The 15,987-nt window shown below is 71.3% G+C and carries 18 protein-coding genes and 1 pseudogene; 14 read left to right on the forward strand and 5 right to left on the reverse strand.

Going from position 1 to position 15,987, the window contains the following annotated elements; all coding sequences use genetic code 11:
* From G3573_RS12500 to G3573_RS12525, 6 genes are all read left to right on the forward strand, one after another.
* The coding region (locus G3573_RS12500; RefSeq protein WP_276208723.1) for an exodeoxyribonuclease VII large subunit at positions 1-436 on the forward strand (436 nt) is incomplete at its 5' end.
* A gap of 55 nt (positions 437-491) precedes the next feature.
* The gene (locus tag G3573_RS12505; RefSeq protein ID WP_163261414.1) at positions 492-710 is read left to right on the forward strand and encodes a DUF2093 domain-containing protein; all 219 of its coding nucleotides are present in this window, start codon (positions 492-494) and stop codon (positions 708-710) included.
* The gene (locus tag G3573_RS12510; RefSeq protein WP_163261415.1) at positions 683-1,522 is read left to right on the forward strand and encodes a M23 family metallopeptidase; all 840 of its coding nucleotides are present in this window, start codon (positions 683-685) and stop codon (positions 1,520-1,522) included. The genes G3573_RS12505 and G3573_RS12510 overlap by 28 nt, the downstream gene beginning before the upstream one ends.
* A 73-nt stretch (positions 1,523-1,595) precedes the next feature.
* The gene (locus G3573_RS12515; protein WP_163261416.1) at positions 1,596-2,105 is read left to right on the forward strand and encodes a response regulator; all 510 of its coding nucleotides are present in this window, start codon (positions 1,596-1,598) and stop codon (positions 2,103-2,105) included.
* Between the two features lie 222 nt (positions 2,106-2,327).
* Positions 2,328-2,771 carry a MaoC family dehydratase gene (locus G3573_RS12520; protein ID WP_163261417.1) on the forward strand — a complete coding sequence of 148 codons (444 nt, stop codon included), beginning with the start codon at positions 2,328-2,330 and terminating at the stop codon, positions 2,769-2,771.
* Complete coding sequence (locus tag G3573_RS12525; protein WP_163261418.1) at positions 2,768-3,709, forward strand: bifunctional riboflavin kinase/FAD synthetase; 942 nt, start codon at positions 2,768-2,770, stop codon at positions 3,707-3,709. Before G3573_RS12520 ends, G3573_RS12525 begins: the two co-directional genes overlap by 4 nt.
* A gap of 2 nt (positions 3,710-3,711) precedes the next feature.
* On the opposite strand, the gene G3573_RS12530 is transcribed toward G3573_RS12525, so the two are convergent.
* Positions 3,712-4,341, reverse strand: coding sequence for a TMEM175 family protein (locus tag G3573_RS12530; protein WP_163261419.1), 630 nt, complete (start codon positions 4,339-4,341; stop codon positions 3,712-3,714).
* Between the two features lie 236 nt (positions 4,342-4,577).
* Between G3573_RS12530 and ileS the strand changes: the two genes are divergently transcribed.
* The 5 genes from ileS (at position 4,578) to G3573_RS12555 (ending at position 11,361) form a co-directional block, all read left to right on the forward strand.
* Positions 4,578-7,517 (forward strand): isoleucine--tRNA ligase, encoded by a 2,940-nt coding sequence (ileS, locus tag G3573_RS12535; protein ID WP_163261420.1) that lies wholly within the window; start codon positions 4,578-4,580, stop codon positions 7,515-7,517.
* 27 nt (positions 7,518-7,544) lie between these two features.
* Positions 7,545-8,066 (forward strand): signal peptidase II, encoded by a 522-nt coding sequence (gene lspA, locus G3573_RS12540; RefSeq protein ID WP_205598232.1) that lies wholly within the window; start codon positions 7,545-7,547, stop codon positions 8,064-8,066.
* 41 nt (positions 8,067-8,107) lie between these two features.
* Entirely contained in the window at positions 8,108-8,653 is a 546-nt protein-coding gene (locus G3573_RS12545) for a DUF3035 domain-containing protein (protein WP_163261421.1), read from the forward strand.
* Between the two features lie 72 nt (positions 8,654-8,725).
* Positions 8,726-10,579 (forward strand): DNA mismatch repair endonuclease MutL, encoded by a 1,854-nt coding sequence (gene mutL, locus G3573_RS12550; RefSeq protein ID WP_163261422.1) that lies wholly within the window; start codon positions 8,726-8,728, stop codon positions 10,577-10,579.
* Positions 10,580-10,704: 125 nt separating this feature from the next.
* The gene (locus G3573_RS12555; protein WP_163261423.1) at positions 10,705-11,361 is read left to right on the forward strand and encodes an HAD hydrolase-like protein; all 657 of its coding nucleotides are present in this window, start codon (positions 10,705-10,707) and stop codon (positions 11,359-11,361) included.
* A gap of 4 nt (positions 11,362-11,365) precedes the next feature.
* Here G3573_RS12555 and rsmD read toward each other — a convergent pair whose 3' ends face one another.
* Entirely contained in the window at positions 11,366-11,932 is a 567-nt protein-coding gene (gene rsmD / locus G3573_RS12560; RefSeq protein WP_163261424.1) for a 16S rRNA (guanine(966)-N(2))-methyltransferase RsmD, read from the reverse strand.
* A 142-nt stretch (positions 11,933-12,074) separates the two neighbouring features.
* On the opposite strand from rsmD, the gene G3573_RS22565 reads away from it, so the two are divergent.
* Positions 12,075-12,950, forward strand: a complete 876-nt coding sequence (locus G3573_RS22565; protein ID WP_163261425.1) for a CPBP family intramembrane glutamic endopeptidase — start codon at positions 12,075-12,077, stop codon at positions 12,948-12,950.
* On the opposite strand, the gene G3573_RS12570 is transcribed toward G3573_RS22565, so the two are convergent.
* Together G3573_RS12570 and G3573_RS12575 are read right to left on the reverse strand one after the other, a co-directional pair.
* Positions 12,883-13,539, reverse strand: a complete 657-nt coding sequence (locus tag G3573_RS12570; RefSeq protein ID WP_163261426.1) for a lysophospholipid acyltransferase family protein — start codon at positions 13,537-13,539, stop codon at positions 12,883-12,885. The two genes, G3573_RS22565 and G3573_RS12570, sit on opposite strands and share 68 nt — an antisense overlap.
* The gene (locus G3573_RS12575; protein WP_163261427.1) at positions 13,520-14,524 is read right to left on the reverse strand and encodes a phosphatidate cytidylyltransferase; all 1,005 of its coding nucleotides are present in this window, start codon (positions 14,522-14,524) and stop codon (positions 13,520-13,522) included. The genes G3573_RS12570 and G3573_RS12575 overlap by 20 nt, the downstream gene beginning before the upstream one ends.
* A 16-nt stretch (positions 14,525-14,540) precedes the next feature.
* On the opposite strand from G3573_RS12575, the gene G3573_RS12580 reads away from it, so the two are divergent.
* Entirely contained in the window at positions 14,541-14,918 is a 378-nt protein-coding gene (locus tag G3573_RS12580; RefSeq protein WP_163261428.1) for a hypothetical protein, read from the forward strand.
* On the forward strand, positions 14,915-15,577 hold the full coding sequence (locus G3573_RS12585; protein ID WP_163261429.1) for a CDP-alcohol phosphatidyltransferase family protein: 663 nt from the start codon (positions 14,915-14,917) through the stop codon (positions 15,575-15,577). The genes G3573_RS12580 and G3573_RS12585 overlap by 4 nt, the downstream gene beginning before the upstream one ends.
* Here the strand turns inward: G3573_RS12585 and G3573_RS12590 are convergent.
* Positions 15,574-15,987 (reverse strand): annotated as a pseudogene (locus G3573_RS12590) (hypothetical protein); the annotation flags it as partial. The gene G3573_RS12585 and the pseudogene G3573_RS12590 overlap by 4 nt on opposite strands.

Here is a 15,987-nt window from a genome sequence, read left to right on the forward strand (position 1 = left end):
GCTGAAGGCCGAGCGGCTGGCCGAGCTGTCGACCCGCCTGGACGCCGCCGCCCTGCGCGCCCGCGAAAATGCCGAGCGGCGCGCCCGCCTGCCGGAGCTGGACGAGCGCATGGCCGCGGCCGTCGGCCGGCGCCTGCGCACGGCGTCGGACCGGCTGACTTCCCTGGACCAGCTGCGCAATTCGCTGGACCCGAACCGGCCGCTGAAGCGCGGCTTCGCCCGGGTGCACAAGGCCGACGGCGCGCTAGTGCACGGCTCGAACGAGCTGGCCGCGGGCGACGCGGTCCGGCTGGTCTTCCACGACGGCGACCGCGCCGCGGTGATCGACGGCGAGGCCCCGCCGCGCCCGACGGCCGCGCCCGCCCCCAAGCCCACGGCGAAGCCTGTGGCCAAGCCGGCGGCCAAGGTCGATCCCGGTCAGGGCGATCTGTTCTGAGGTGCGCCGACGCGCGGGGTTCCGCCCGAACCGGTGAACCATTAGATTGTCGGCCATGAACGCTTTCGATCGAGACCTCGGGGGACAGGCGGTCGTCCATTACGGCGACGGCGAGTACGTGGTGCTCAAGCCCGGCCGCTACGTGCTGTGCGCGGTGACCGGCGAGCAGATTCCGCTCGACGCCCTGCGCTATTGGAACCCGAAGCTTCAGGAAGCCTACGCCGGTCCGGAACAGGCCCTGAAGCGATGGAAAGAGCTGAACGAAAAGGCCTGACGCGCCGCGGCGCGCTGGCTTCGGTCGCGGCCCTGGGCCTGGCCGGCCCGGTGCGGGCCGCGGACCTGCCGCTCTCCGGCCGCTCGGTCCAGGGCGGCTTTCTGTTCGGACGCGCCCGGCCCGGCGCCGAGGTTCGGCTGGACAGCGACACGATCGCGCAGGCGGCGCCTTCAGGCCTGTTCGTGATCGGCTTCGACCGCGACGCCGCGGCCAGCGCGACCTTGAAGGTCGACGCCTTCGTCCGTGCCCTGGCCATCGAAAAGGGCGTCTTCCCCGAACAGCGCATCGACGGCCTGCCGCCGCAGACGGTCGAGCCGACCGATCCGGCCGTGCTGGAGCGCATCCGCCGCGAGACCGAGATCAAGGCCGCCGCCTTCGCCAGCATCGCGCCCGGCGACGACTTCCGCGACGGCTTCGCCTGGCCGCTGGAGCAGGTGCGGGTGACCAGCGCCTGGGGCTCGCAGCGCATCCTCAACGGCACGCCCGCGCGCCCGCACTACGGCCTCGACATGGCCGCGCCCGTCGGCGCGCCGATCCGCGCCCCGGCCCCGGGCCTGGTCGTGCTGGCCGAGCCCGACATGCACTTCGAGGGCGGCATCACCGCCATCGACCACGGCCAGGGGCTGATCTCCATCTACCTGCACCAGTCGGCCCAACAGGTCCGCAAGGGCGACCGGGTCCAGCGCGGCCAGCTGATCGGCGCGGTCGGCAAGACCGGCCGGGCCACCGGTCCGCACCTGTGCTGGCGGATGAAGTGGCGCGGTCGCAACCTCGACCCCAGCCTGATGGTGGGCGCCCACGCGCCCGCCTGAACCCGTTCGTTCGGGCGAGACTTCCAGCCGACTCAAGGGCATAGTCCCTGTTCCGCCCACCTTTCCGAGCGCCATGGCCCTCGACGCCCTCGACATCCTGCTGGTCGACGACAATCCGTACATGCGGCGGATCGTGGTCGCCGTGCTGCGCGGCGCGGGCGTGCAGAGCATCCGCGAGGTCGGCGACGGTTCCGAAGCCCTCACCCAGCTGCGTCAGCGGCCGGCCGACATCGCCATCGTCGACTTCAACATGTTCCCGCTGGACGGCGTGCAGTTCACCAAGCTGGTGCGCAATTCGCCCGACAGTCCCAACCCGTTCCTGCCGATCATCATGATGACCGGCCATTCGGAGCGCTCGCGCGTCATGGAAGCCCGCGACGCGGGCGTGACCGAATTCGTGGTCAAGCCGGTCACCGCCAAGGCGCTGCTCAGCCGGCTGAACGCGGTGATCTTCTATCCGCGCCCCTTCATCCGCACCGAGAGCTACTTCGGCCCGGATCGCCGCCGTCAGCCCGACCCGACCTACGCCGGCCCGCTGCGCCGCGGCACCGACCGCAGCGAGAGCGACTACGTCGCGATCTGACCTTCTCTCCTCCCCTGCGGAGCGGGGGAGGGGGACCACGCGAAGCGTGGTGGAGGGGGCGAACCTCCGCGAAACCGTTCGCAGTCTTGGCTGGGGCTCGCCCCCTCCACCGCTTCGCGGTCCCCCTCCCCCGCCGCGCTTCGCTTGCAGGGGAGGAGAGCACCCTCCCCTTCGCCGGAAAACGCGCTAAACACCCCGCCTGCTTGCGGAGTGGATGATCCGATGTCGGAAGGGCTGTTTCTCGAGGACCTGGGCGTCGGCCGTCAGGTCGAGGTCGCGCACGTCGTCACCGACGCCGACATCGTGAAGTTCGCGGAGGCCTCCGGCGACTTCAACCCGGTCCACCTCGACGAGGCCTACGCCCAGACCACCCCGTTCAAGGGCCGCATCGCCCACGGCATGCTGTCGGGCGCCTTCATCTCCGCAGCGCTGGCCAACAAGCTGCCCGGGCCCGGCTCGGTCTATCTGGCCCAGAGCCTGAAATTCAAACGCCCGGTGCGCCCGGGCGACGAGGTGGTCACCCGCATCGAGGTGACCAAGCTGGACGAGCGTCGCGGCTTCGTGTGGCTGGACACCACTTGCCTGGTGAACGGCAAGGCCGTGGTCGAGGGCGAGGCCATGGTGCAGGCCCCGCGCCGCGCCAAGGCGGAAGGCGCCGTCGCTTGAGCCTGACCGTCGTCAAAGGCTGGCGCGACCTGCCGCCCGAGCTCAAGGGCGCGTCGATCGCGCTCGGGAATTTCGACGGCGTACACCGCGGCCACCGCCGCGTGATCGCCGACGCCGCCCAGGCCGCCGCCCGCCTGAAGGCGCCGCTGGGCGTGATCAGCTTCGACCCGCATCCGCGGCGGCTGTTCCAGCCGGCCGCCGAGCCCTTCCTGGTCATGAACCTGGACCAGCAGGCCCGCGCCCTGGAGGCGCTGGGCGTGGACCTGTTCTACGTGCTGCCGTTCGACGCCGAGATGGCCGCCATGAGCGACCACGCCTTCGCCGAGCAGGTGCTGGCGGAAGGGCTGGGCGCCCGCCACGTGGCCGTCGGCTTCGACGTCACCTACGGCAAGGGCCGCACCGGCAGCCCGGAATCGCTGACCGAAGACGGCCGTCGCCTGGGCTTCACCGTCTCGGTGGCCGAGCGGGCCGCCGACGACCGCGACGTGAAGTACTCCTCCTCCGCGGTGCGCGACGCCCTCAAGGCCGGCCGTCCGGAAGAGGCGGGCGAGATCCTGGGCCGCCCCTTCGCCATCGAGGGCGAGGTCGCCCACGGCGACAAGCGCGGCCGCACCATCGGCTTCCCGACCCTGAACTTGGCCCTGGACGACTACGTGCGTCCGGCCTTCGGGGTCTACGCCACCCGCACACGTCTGGCGGACGGCCGCGAAGTTCCGGGCGTCTCCAACCTGGGCCGCCGCCCGACCGTCAATGGCGCCGACGAGCGGCTGGAGACCCACCTGTTCGACTTCGACGAGGACCTCTACGGCCAGACCGTGGAGACCGCGCTGATCGCCTTCCTGCGCCCGGAGCAGAAGTTCGAAAGCTTCGACGCGCTGAAGGTCCAGATCGCCGAGGACGCCAAGGCCGCCCGCGACCTGCTGCTGCCGCCCCTCTAGGATCAGGTCTTCCAGATCCACGGCAGCCTGGGCGCGATCGCGTAGTTCAGCTGCACGAGGAACAGGAAGGCGATGCTCGCGCCCGGGTGGATCAGGCACAAGGCCGCGCCGATCGCATAGAGCGACTGGGCGACCACGATGCGCCGCTTCACGGCGACCGAGATCTCCTCCGACACGTCGGGCTTCAGGACGCCGGCGCGGACTGCGTAGGCCCAGGTGGCGTACAGCGCCATGCCGAGCCAGGCGATGTTCAGCCAGTAGATCACCAGCGCCAGCCGATAGGCCATGAACTCGGCCAAGAGGCCGGTCGAGAACGGCATGGTCGCGGTCGCGGCCAGGAAGCCCAGGTGCAGCCAGGTCAGGTTGCGGTCGCTGCGGGCCAGCTGGTTGAGCTGGGTCTGCTGGCCGACCCAGAAGATGCCCAGCGTCAGGAAGCTCATCAGGTAGGTCACCACCCGCGGCGTCAGCGCGACCAGGGCGTGCAGCAGCTGCGCCTCGGAGCGGATCTGGCCTGGGTCAGGCACCTCGATCTGCAGCACGATCAGGGTCATGGCGATGGCGAACAGGCCGTCGCTGAGCGCCGCCAGGCGCTCCACCCCGCTTCCGGCTATGCGGTTGTAGGTGCGCTCCATGGGCGGACAGCATCGGCGGCGGCCCCGGGGTTCCGGACCGCCGGCGCCGTCCGATCGGCCGACGGGCCGCCCTTCCCCCTCCCCCTGCCCTCTGTTACACCGCCGCGCATGGCTCTTCGGACCCTCCCCGCGAAGCGAATTACTTCCCCGGCGTGACGCCGCCGGGACGTGTCCCAGCGCGCGCCGGGCTACCCGCTTTCGCACCATTTTCGTCCGAACTTCCGCCGGGACCTGTCATGGCCGACGACGTCAAATCCGCCCGCGATTACCGCGACACCGTTTTCCTGCCCGAAACGCCCTTCCCGATGCGCGCGGGCCTGCCCCAGCGCGAGCCGGAGACCCTGGCCCGCTGGGAAGACATCAAGCTCTACGAGACCCTGCGCCGCGAGCGCCAGGCGGCCGGCGCGCCGCTGTACGTGCTGCACGACGGCCCGCCCTACGCCAACGGGGCCATCCACATCGGCCACGCCCTGAACAAGACGCTGAAGGACTTCGTGGTCCGCTCGCGCTTCGCCATGGGCTTCGACGTCGACTACGTGCCCGGCTGGGACTGCCACGGCCTGCCGATCGAGTGGAAGATCGAGGAAGAGTTCCGGGCCAAGGGCCGGCGCAAGGACGAGGTCTCCAAGGCCGAGTTCCGCGAGCGCTGCCGCGCCTACGCCGGCGAGTGGATCGACAAGCAGCGCGTCGAGTTCAAGCGGCTGGGCGTGCTGGGCCGCTGGGAACAGCCCTACGCGACCATGGACTTCGCCACCGAGGCGGCGATCGTGCGTGAATTCCACGCCTTCAAGAATTCCGGCCAGCTCTATCGCGGCTCCAAGCCGGTGATGTGGAGCCCGGTCGAACGCACGGCCCTGGCCGACGCCGAGGTCGAGTACCACGACCACGTCTCGCCGACCGTCTGGGTCCGCTTCCCGGTCGTGCAGGGCCAGGACAGCGCCGTCGGCGCCGACGTGGTGATCTGGACCACCACGCCCTGGACCATCCCGGCCAACCGCGCCGTCGCCTACGGCCCCGACATCGCCTATGGCGTGTACGAGGTCGAGGCGATGGAGACCGACCTGCCGTTCGAGCCCTGGGCCAGGCCCGGCGACCGGCTGATCGTGGCCGAGAAGCTGGCCGAGGACGTGCGCCAGGCCGCCAAGATCGCGTCATGGAAGGTCGTCGACCGCTTCGACCCGGCGGGCGCGGTGCTGAGCCACCCGCTGGCGGCGCTCGACAGCGGCTACGGCTTCAGCGTGCCCATGCTGGCCGGCGACCACGTCACCGACGACGCCGGCACCGGCTTCGTGCACACCGCGCCTGGCCACGGCGCCGACGACTTCGACGTCTGGCGCGCCCACGGCCACCACGAGATCCCCGACACCGTCGATCCGGACGGCGCCTACTATCCGCACGTGCCGCTGTTCGGCGGCCTGAAGGTGCTGGAGACCGAGGGCAAGAAGGCCGGCAAGTTCGGCCCGGCCAACGGCGCGGTGGTCGAAAAGCTGATCGAGGCCGGCCGCCTGCTGGGCCGCGGGCGTCTGGAGCACAGCTATCCGCACAGCTGGCGCTCCAAGGCGCCGGTGATCTTCCGCAACACCCCGCAGTGGTTCGTCCGCATGGACGGCCAGCCGCTGCCGTCCGGCCGCAGCCTGCGCGACACCGCCCTGGACGCCATCGAGGCGACCCAGTTCTTCCCGGCCGCCGGCAAAACCCGCATCCGCTCGATGGTGGAAGGCCGGCCCGACTGGCTGATCAGCCGCCAGCGCGCCTGGGGCACGCCGCTGGCCATGTTCATCGACAAGAACACCGGCCAGCCGCTGCACGACGCCGACGTGGACGCCCGCATCGTCGCGGCGATCACCGCCGAGGGCGCCGACGCCTGGTTCACCAAGGACGCCCGCGAGTTCCTCGGCAACCACGATCCCGAGCGCTACGAGAAGGTCGAGGACATCCTCGACGTCTGGTTCGACTCCGGCTCGACCCACGCCTTCACCCTGGAAGGCCGGGCCGACAGCCGCTGGCCGGCCGACCTCTACCTGGAAGGCTCCGACCAGCACCGCGGCTGGTTCCAGTCGTCGCTGCTGGAGGCCTGCGGCACCCGCGGCCGCGCGCCCTACGACGCGGTCCTGACCCACGGCTTCGTGCTCGACGAGGCCGGGGAGAAGATGTCGAAATCCAAGGGCAACGTCGTCGCTCCGCAGGACGTCGCCAAGGAGAGCGGCGTCGAGATCCTGCGCCTGTGGGTGGCCCTGTCGAACTACGAGGACGACCTGCGGATCGGCAAACAGATCCTGCAGACCACGGTCGACGCCTACCGCAAGCTGCGCAACACGCTGCGCTACCTGCTGGGCGCCCTGGCCGGCTTCGAGGAGGCCGAGCGGGTCGGCTACGAGGCCATGCCGCCGCTGGAGCGGTTCATCCTGCACCGCCTGCAGGAGCTGGACGGCCAGGTGCGCGAGGCCTACGGCGCCTACCGCTTCTCGGACGTGATCCGGCCGGTGGCCGAGTTCTGCTCCAACGAGCTGTCGGCCCTGTACTTCGACGTCCGCAAGGACAGCCTGTACTGCGACCGCCCGGACAGCGACCGCCGCCGCGCCGCGCGCACGGTGATGGACCTGGTGTTCGAGCGCCTGACCATCTGGCTGTCGCCGCTGGCGCCGTTCACCACCGAAGAGGCGTGGACCACGCGCTTCCCGGAAGCCGGCTCCAACTGCCTGCGCGTCTTCCCGGAGACGCCGGCCGAGTGGCGCAACACGCCGGAGTTCGAGCGCTGGACCCACATCGACCGCGGCCTGCGGGTGGTGACCGGCGCGCTGGAGGTCGAGCGTCGCGAGAAGCGCATCGGCTCGGCCCTGGACGCCGCGCCGACGCTCTACACCGTCGACGCCACCCTGCTCGACGCCTTCGCCGGCGGCGCGGGCCTGCCGCCGGTCGATCCGGCCGAGGTGTTCCGCACCAGCGCCGCGAAGCTGGAGAAGGTCGACGCGGCGCCGGCCGCCGAGGGCCTGTTCGCCATGCCCGAGATCGCCGGCGTCTGGGTCGCCCCGCACAAGGCCGAGGGCCGCAAGTGCGCGCGCTCCTGGCGGGTGCTGCCGGAGGTGGGAACCGACCCCCGCTATCCGGACCTCAGCCTGCGCGACGCCGACGCGGTGGCCTGGTGGGACGCGCGTCGAAACGAAGCGGTGGCCTGAGGCACAGGTTCGGGGTTTAACACGCACATGGACCTGAAGACTCAAACCACCCCGCAGGCGCGCATGGCCTACGCCATCGCCGTCTCGGTGATCGTGCTGGACCAGATCTCCAAGGCCTGGATCCTTTACGGGGTGAAGCTGCGCGAGCGCGGCTTCGTCGAACTGACCCCGATTTTCGACCTGCGCATGGTGTGGAACCAGGGCATGAGCTTCGGGCTCGGCCAGGCCGGCGGCCAGTTCGGCCGCTGGTTCTTCACCGTCTTCGCCGTCGGCGTGTCGATCGCCATCGGCTGGTGGGTGCGGCAAACCACCTCCCGCTGGACCGCCTGGTCGCTGGGCTTGGTCATGGGCGGCGCGCTGGGCAACGTGATCGACCGCGTGCGCTTCGGCGCCGTGGTCGACTTCCTTGATTTCTCAGGGCTGATGTTCCCGTGGGTGTTCAACGTGGCCGACAGCGCCATCACCGTGGGCGTCATCCTGCTGCTGGTTGAGACCTTTTGGCCCAGCGCGCGGGAAGTGTTGGCTTCCCGCCGGGATCGGGTTAACTGACGATTGAGCACTCCCACCGGGACGGGTCTTCGGAGCAGGGCATGAATATCAACCGCGTGATCACCGTGGCGATCCTGACGGCGGCGGCGCTTGGCGCCACGGCCTGCCAGTCGACCCGCCAGGCGCTCGGCATGACCAAGGTCACGCCGGACGAATTCCGCGTCGTCTCCAAGGCCCCGCTGGTGGTGCCCCCGGACTTCGCGCTGCGCCCGCCGACGCCGGGCGAGCCGCGCCCCGAAGAGCTGCAGCCGGAAAGCTCGGCGCGTCAGGTCCTGCTGGGCCAGCGCCAGAACCAGATGCGTTCGGAAGGCGAGAAGCTGCTGGCCGCCAAGGCCGGCGCCGACAAGGCCGACCCGCTCGCCCGCTACGTCGTCGACGACGAGAACGGCGACCTGGCCTACAAGGAAAAGAGCTTCGCGGACAAAGTCCTGTTCTGGAAGAACGACAAGGGCGAAGCCGCGCAGCCGACCGAGACCGCCGATCCGGTCGACGCCGCCAAGGAAGCCGAGCGGGTCAAGGGCCTGACCGGCGGCCAGCCGGTGGTCATCGCCAAGAAGGAAAACAAGCTGAAGCTGCCGGGCCTCTAAGCCGCAGCCTCAAGCGACCGCTTCAAGGGCCGACTCGGGATATCCTGAGCGGCCCTTTTGGTTTTTAGCCTCATGCCGATCCGCCGCCTTCCGCCCGAGACCGTCAACCGCATCGCCGCCGGCGAGGTGGTCGAACGCCCGGCCAGCGCCATCAAGGAGCTGGTCGAGAACGCGCTCGACGCCGGTTCGACCCGCATCGAGGTGCAGGCCGACCAGGGCGGACTGGCGCGCATCCTGGTCGCCGACGACGGCAAGGGCATGGGCGTCGACGAGCTGCCCCTGGCCATCGAGCGGCACGCCACCTCCAAGCTGGCCCCCGACGAGACCGGCGAGTGGGACCTGCTGCACATCTCCACCCTGGGCTTCCGCGGCGAGGCCCTGCCCTCGATCGGCTCGGTGGCGCGCCTCTCCATCGCCTCGCGCGCCCGCGGCGCCTCTGACGCCTACGCGGTTCGGGTCGAGGGCGGCGCGGTCTCCGACATCGCGCCTGCCGCCTTCCCCGGGCCGCACGGCGCGCGGGTCGAGGTGCGCGACCTGTTCTACGCCACCCCCGCCCGCCTGAAGTTCATGAAGTCGGAGCGGGCCGAGTCGCTGGCCATCACCGAGGAGATCAAGCGCCAGGCCATGGCCCACGAGGCCACCGCCTTCGCGCTCGACCTCGACGGCCGCAAGATCCTGCGCCTGCCGGCCGAGCGGGCCGGCCCCGAGGGACGGCTGGCGCGCCTGTCGGCGGTGCTGGGGCGCGAGTTCGAGGAGAACGCGCTGCTCATCGACCAGTCGCGCGAGGGCGTGCGCCTGTCGGGCTATGCCGGCCTGCCGACCTACTCGCGCGGCAACGCCGCCCACCAGTACCTGTTCGTCAACGGCCGCCCGGTGCGCGACCGCCTGCTGCAGGGGGCGCTCCGCGCCGCCTACGCCGACTTCCTGGCTCGCGACCGCCACCCGCTGGCGGCGCTGTACCTCGACCTCGATCCCAAGGAGGTCGACGTCAACGTGCACCCGGCCAAGGCCGAGGTGCGCTTCCGCGACCCCAACCTGGTGCGCGGCCTGATCGTCGGCGCGCTGAAGCACGCCCTGGCCGCCGCCGGCCACCGCGCCTCCACCACCGTCGCCGTCAGCGCCCTGTCCGGCTTCCGCCCGGGCGTCGCGCCCTCAACGCCCTCCTGGGGCGGCTGGAGCCCGCCGCCGCGGGCGCAGACCGGCTTCATCCCGGGCCTGGGCGAAATGTCGGCGCGGGTCGAGCCGCAGGGCCTGGACGCCGGCGTCTTCGCCGCCGCGATCCACGCCGTCCAGGAAGGCCCCGCCCCCGGCTTCGAGCAGGCCGCCGTGGTCGACCCGGTCGACTATCCGCTGGGGGCCGCGCGCGCCCAGGTGCACGAGACCTACGTCGTCGCCCAGACCCGCGACGGCATCGTCATCGTCGACCAGCACGCCGCCCACGAGCGGCTGGTCTATGAGCGCATGAAGGCGCAGATGGCCGACGCCGGCGGGGCCGCCCGCCAGGCCCTGCTGGTGCCTGAGGTGGTCGAGCTGGACCCGGCCGAGGCCGAGCGCGTGGCCCGCGTCGCCGACGAGTTGGCCGCCTTCGGCCTGGTCATCGAGCCGTTCGGCCCCGGCGCCCTGCTGGTGCGCGAGACGCCGGCCCTACTGGGCGACACCGACGTCCAGGGCCTGATCCGCGACATCGCCGACGACCTCGCCGAAAACGGCCAGGCGCTTGCGTTGAAAGAGCGCATCGAGGAGGTCTGCGGCACCATGGCCTGCCACGGCTCGGTGCGCTCCGGCCGGCGGCTCAGCGCCGCGGAAATGAACGCCCTGCTGCGACAGATGGAGGCTACGCCGCACTCCGGGCAGTGCAATCACGGGCGTCCGACTTATGTTGAACTGAAGCTCGCCGACATCGAACGACTGTTCGGACGGCGCTGAGCCGGATACAGAACGGCGCAGTCTGGAGCGCGACGGCGTTGATCGCGCTCTGAACTTGGGATTTCGGGCCTTCTGATCCGCGGCGAACAGGTCCATTCGAAGCGGGAAGGCTCTAGGGGCGGGGCGTGACCTACAAGCTCGTCATTTTTGATTTCGACGGCACCTTGGCCGACTCCTTCCCGTGGTTCCTCTCCGTGATGAACCAGGTGGCGGAGGAGTGCGGCCTGCGCACGATCGCCGACCATGAGCTGGAAGAGCTGCGCCACATGTCGGCGCGCCAGATCATCAAGCGCCAGCGCGTCGCCCCGTGGAAGCTGCCGCGCGCGGCCATGCGCCTGCACGAGCTGATGGCCGCCGACGCCGAGCAGATCCGCCCGTTCCCGGGCGTCGCCGACCTGCTGGACCAGTTGTCCGACGCGGGCCTGCGCATCGCGCTGGTGACCTCGAACTCCGAAGCCAACGCCCGCCTGATCCTGGGCGAGGCCGCCTGCACCCGCATCGAGCACTTCGACTGCGGCGCGTCGGTGTTCGGCAAGGCGCCGAAATTCCGCAAGACCATGAAGCGCCTGGGCGCCACGCCGGCCCAGACCCTGTGCGTCGGCGACGAGCTGCGCGACCTGGACGCCGCCCGCAAGGCGCGCGCCGCCTTCGGCGCGGTGGGCTGGGGCTACACCCACCCCGACGCCCTGCAGGCCGGCAAGCCGACCCACTACTTCCCGACCATGGACGACCTGGGCCAGCTGCTGCTGGCGGCTCCCGAGAGCCGGCGCGCCCAGGGCTGATCGATCAGCCGGCGTAGCGCAGGAAGAACACGCGCGCGGCGCCGTAGTCGCGCGCGTCCAGCCGCTCGTAGCCGGGCAGCTCCGGATCGGCCTCGTCGGACGCGCGCTCCAGCATGACGATCGCGCCCGGCTCCAGCCAGCCGCCTTCCGCCAGCTTGGCCAGGGCGCGCTCGCCCAGGCCCTTGCGGTAGGGCGGATCCAGGAAGGCCAGGTCGAAGGCCGGCCCGGCCGAGCCGGGACGCACGCCGAGGTCCGTGGCGTCGCGCCGGTGCACCCGGGTGACGCCGAACAGCCCCATGGCCTCGACATTGTCGCGGATGGCGCCGCGCGCCGCCTCGTCGGTCTCCACGAACAGGCAGAAGGCGGCGCCGCGCGACATGGCCTCCAGCCCCAGCGCGCCGGAGCCGGCGAACAGGTCGATCACCCGCCGCTCGTGCAGGCCGGGCGACCACTCCGCATGCTCCAGGATGTTGAACACGGCCTGGCGGGCGCGGTCCGACGTCGGCCGCGTACCCTGCCCCGGGGGCGTAGAGAGCCCCTTGCCTCGAAACTTTCCGGACACGATTCGCATTGCCCATTCGGGTCGCACGGCCGACCGCGCCTTAGCAAGCCGAAGGAGCTCCGGCCTCCCGATGCCCGACATCGCCGAGCGCGCGCCCGTCCCCGCCTTCCTCGCGCCAGTGGGGACGCGGGAGCGCAAACCGAAGTGGATCGTGGCCTGGTTTTTCCTTGGCTGCGCGCTGAGCTTCGCCGGCACGGCGGCGCTGGGCGTGATCCTCGGCGTCGTCTCCCCGCAGTTCCTGGCCATCTTCTCCGACATGGAGCCGGTGCCCGAAGGCGTGAACCGCCTGTGGCTGGAAGTGCCGTTCATGGGCGTGCTGGCCCTGGTGCTGACCATGACCGCGGGATCGTTCGTGCTGGCCGCGTCGGCCTGCTTCCAGCGCCCGATGGCGAGCTTCCTCGCCGTACGCCGGCCGAACCTGACGCTGGCGCTGGCGGGCTTCGTCACCCTGGGCGCGCTGGTGATGGGATCCGTCTGGGTCGAGAGCGTGCTGACCGGCGAACGGCTGTCGCCGCCAGTGCTGGACGTCGGGTGGCCGTTTGCCTCGCGCGTCGCCTACGCCGCGGCCGCCGCGCCCCTGCTGCTGATCGCGGCGGCGGCCGAGGAAGCCTTCTGCCGCGGCGTGCTGCTGCAGATCAGCGGGGCTTTCAGCCGCCGCATCCTGGCGCTCAGCGCGATCAACGGCCTGATCTTCGCCGCCGTGCACGTCGACCCGGACCCCGCCGCCTTCATCGCGCGCGGCCTGTCCGGCTTCCTGTTCGCCTGGGCGACCCTGAGGCTGGGCGGACTGGAGTTCGCCGTCGGCGCCCACTGGGCCAACAACCTGGCCCTGGCCTGGTTCTTCCAGCCGTTCTCGGAGGCCGCCCAGCCCGGCCAGGGCTATCCGCCGGTCTTCCTGATCGCCGACGTCACCACCACCCTGATCGCCGTCGCGGTGATCGAGTTCCTGGCCCGACGGGTCAGCGCCAGCGCAGCGGCGGGGCCGACGCCTGCAGCTCCGCCAGCCGATCACGAAGCGCCGACATGAAGCCCGGCTTGTCGCCGCTCCAGCGCAGGGCTTCGCCGACCTGAACCGAGCAGTTCATCGGCACCGGCACGATGGCGCCCTTGGGCAGCACGCGCCCGGCGCCCTGAATCCACACCGGCACCACCGGCGCCTCCGGAAACGCCTCGGCCAGCCGCGCCACGCCGCTCTTCAGCGGGGCCAGCTCGTCGGGCGCGCCGCGGGTGCCCTCGGGAAACACCAGGACGATCTCGCCCCGGGCCAGGGCCGCCTTGGCCGGGGCCAGCACGTCCTCGCCCCGGGCCACCGTGCGCGAAATGGGGGTGATGCCGATCAGCCGGCGCGCGAACCACGACAGGGCGGGACCGGCCAGGAAGTAGTCCGCCGCCGCCACCGGCCGCACCTTGGCCAGGACCTCGGCCGGGAACACCGACAGCAGCAGGAAGGTGTCCATGTGGCTGTTGTGGTTAGCCGCCACGATGGCCGGTCCGGTCAGCGGCAGCTTCTCGCGCCCGACCACGTCCGCCCCGGTCAGGAAGCGCGCGACCGGCCGGGCCAGCAGGCGCAGGAACAGCCCCCGGAACGGCGACGGGTCAGTATTTGGCGAGGGCATAGTAGGCCAGCACGTGGAAATAGAGCGGCGCGGTGAAGGTCAGGCTGTCGACCCGGTCCAGCACGCCGCCGTGGCCGGGGATGAAGTGCGAGGTGTCCTTCACGCCCAGGTCCCGCTTCACCGCCGACATGGTCACGTCGCCGGCGAACCCGGCCAGCGGCAGCAACACCGCAAGCAGCACCGAAGGTCCCAGCGCCAGCGGGGTGAACAGCGGGGCCAGGAAGGCGATCAGCAGGGCGGTCAGCGCCCAGCCGCCCAGGAAGCCCTCCCAGGTCTTGTTGGGACTGACCTTGGGCAGGATCTTGCGCCGCCCGAACAGCTTGCCGCAGACGTACTGCAGCACGTCGTTGGCCTCGGTGGCGAACAGCAGCAGGAACACCATGCCGGCCGCCCCGGCCGGGGCCTCGGCGTCGGGCGTGCGCATCAGCATCGGAATGACGCCGAGATTGTACACGCAGGTGACCACGCCCCAGTTGAACACCGAGACGGTCGGCAGATAGCCGCGGGTCTGGCCGGCCAGCGCCATCAGGAACGGCGTGATCAGGAAGAACCAGACCGGAATGGCGACCAGGTAGATGCCGTAGAGGTCGGCGGCGACCAGGCCGTAGGCCACCGGCACGCTGAGATAGGCGAACAGCACCACCAGCCGGTCTTCCGACCGGATCGGGGCCAGCGACAGGAATTCCCTGAGCGCCACGAAGGACACGAAGGCGAACAGCAAGGTGAGCGCCGGCCAGCCGGCGACCAGGGCTGCCGCCACCAGGGCGACCATCACCCACCAGGACCACACCCGCAGACGCAGCTCGCTGAAGTCCTTGCCGGGCTTGAACCGCGGCGCAAGCCAGGCGGCCAGCGTGCCCAGCACGAGCACGCCGACGACGCCCCCCAGCCCCCAGGCGAGGGCGGACGGCAGGTGCAGACCGATTTCGACCGACGGCGCCGGCATGGCTAGTCTCGAAGAGCCCGACTGATTCGAGGAAAGCATGGCGCAAAGCTCGTCCATGTCCCAGACCGCACGGTCCACGCCGCTGCACGTGGCGGTGGCTTTCGTGGCGATGGGCGGCTGGGCCGCCTTCGCCAACAGCGCCCACGGCACGCGCGCCATGCTCCTGGCCTTCCTGGTGCAAGGCGCGCTGTCGGCGGTGCTGATGCTGCTGCTCAAGCGCGGGCTGGAGGCGCTCTATGCGCGGTTGCCGGGGCCGGCGGCCCGCATCGCGCCGCCCCTGATCAGCTGCACCCTGATCGCCGGCGTGCTGACCGCCGTCCACGCCCTGGCCGGCACGCCCGAGATCCTCAAGACCGTGGCCCTGCCCTGGACCGCCTCGACGCTCTATGCGTTCGTCTACACGGCGACGCTGCCCGCCAAGGAGCCCCGGTGACCGATCCCGATCTCTCCAACCGCCGCCCGGTCAAGTTCCGCGCCCGGCGCTGGGCCCAGGCCCTGGCCGCCTTGCTGGCGCGCCAGGGGGTGTCGCCGGACGTGATCTCGGCGCTGAGCGTGGCGTTCGCGGTGATGGGCTGCGCGGCTCTGGCCCTGTCGGGGATCAGCTTCGGGTTCGGGCGCGGCGCGCTGCTGCTGCTTGCCGTCTTCTCGATCCAGATGCGCCTGCTCTGCAACGTGCTGGACGGCCTAGTGGCGGTCGAGCACGGCAAGGGCGGGCCGCTGGGAGCGGTGTGGAACGAGCTGCCCGACCGGCTGTCGGACGCCCTGTTCCTGATCGGGGCCGGCTACGCCGCCAGCGACCCCGCCCAGCACCTCGGACCGGCGCTGGGCTGGCTGTGCGCGGTGCTGGCGGTGCTGACCGCCTACGTGCGCGAACTGGGCCGCGCGCTGGACAAGCCGGCCGACTTCGCCGGCCCGCTGGCCAAGCCCCAGCGCATGGGTCTGCTGACCGTCATGGCCCTGGTGTCGCTGTTCGAAGGCGCCTGGGGCTGGCACGGCGAGACGATGCTGGGCGGGCTCGGCCTGATGGCCGCGCTCACCGCCCTCACCGTCTGGAACCGCACCGCCCGTCTGGCGGCCGAGCTTAACGCCTAGACGCGCGGCTTGCGCGGGCCGCCGCCAGGCTTTCCCGCGAACGGCTTGGCGCCGCCGGTGGGACGTCCGCCGCGAGGACGATCGCCCTCGGCGCGCGGCTTGAACCCGCCACGATCACCGCCCTCACGGGGCTTGTAGCCGCCGCCTTCGCCTTCACGACGCGGGCCACGCGGACGGTCGCCTTCGGCGCGCGGCTTGAACCCGCCGCGATCGCCACCTTCACGGGGCTTGTAGCCGCCGCCTTCGCCTTCGCGACGCGGACCGCGCGGACGGTCGCCTTCGGCGCGCGGCTTGAACCCGCCGCGATCGCCGCCCTCACGGGGCTTGTAGCCGCCGCCTTCGCCTTCGCGACGCGGGCCGCGCGGACGCTCGCCCTCGGCGCGCGGCTTGAACCCGCCGCGATCGCCGCC

Source organism: Caulobacter sp. 17J65-9, from assembly GCF_010975005.1.
Classification (GTDB): Bacteria; Pseudomonadota; Alphaproteobacteria; order Caulobacterales; family Caulobacteraceae; genus 17J80-11.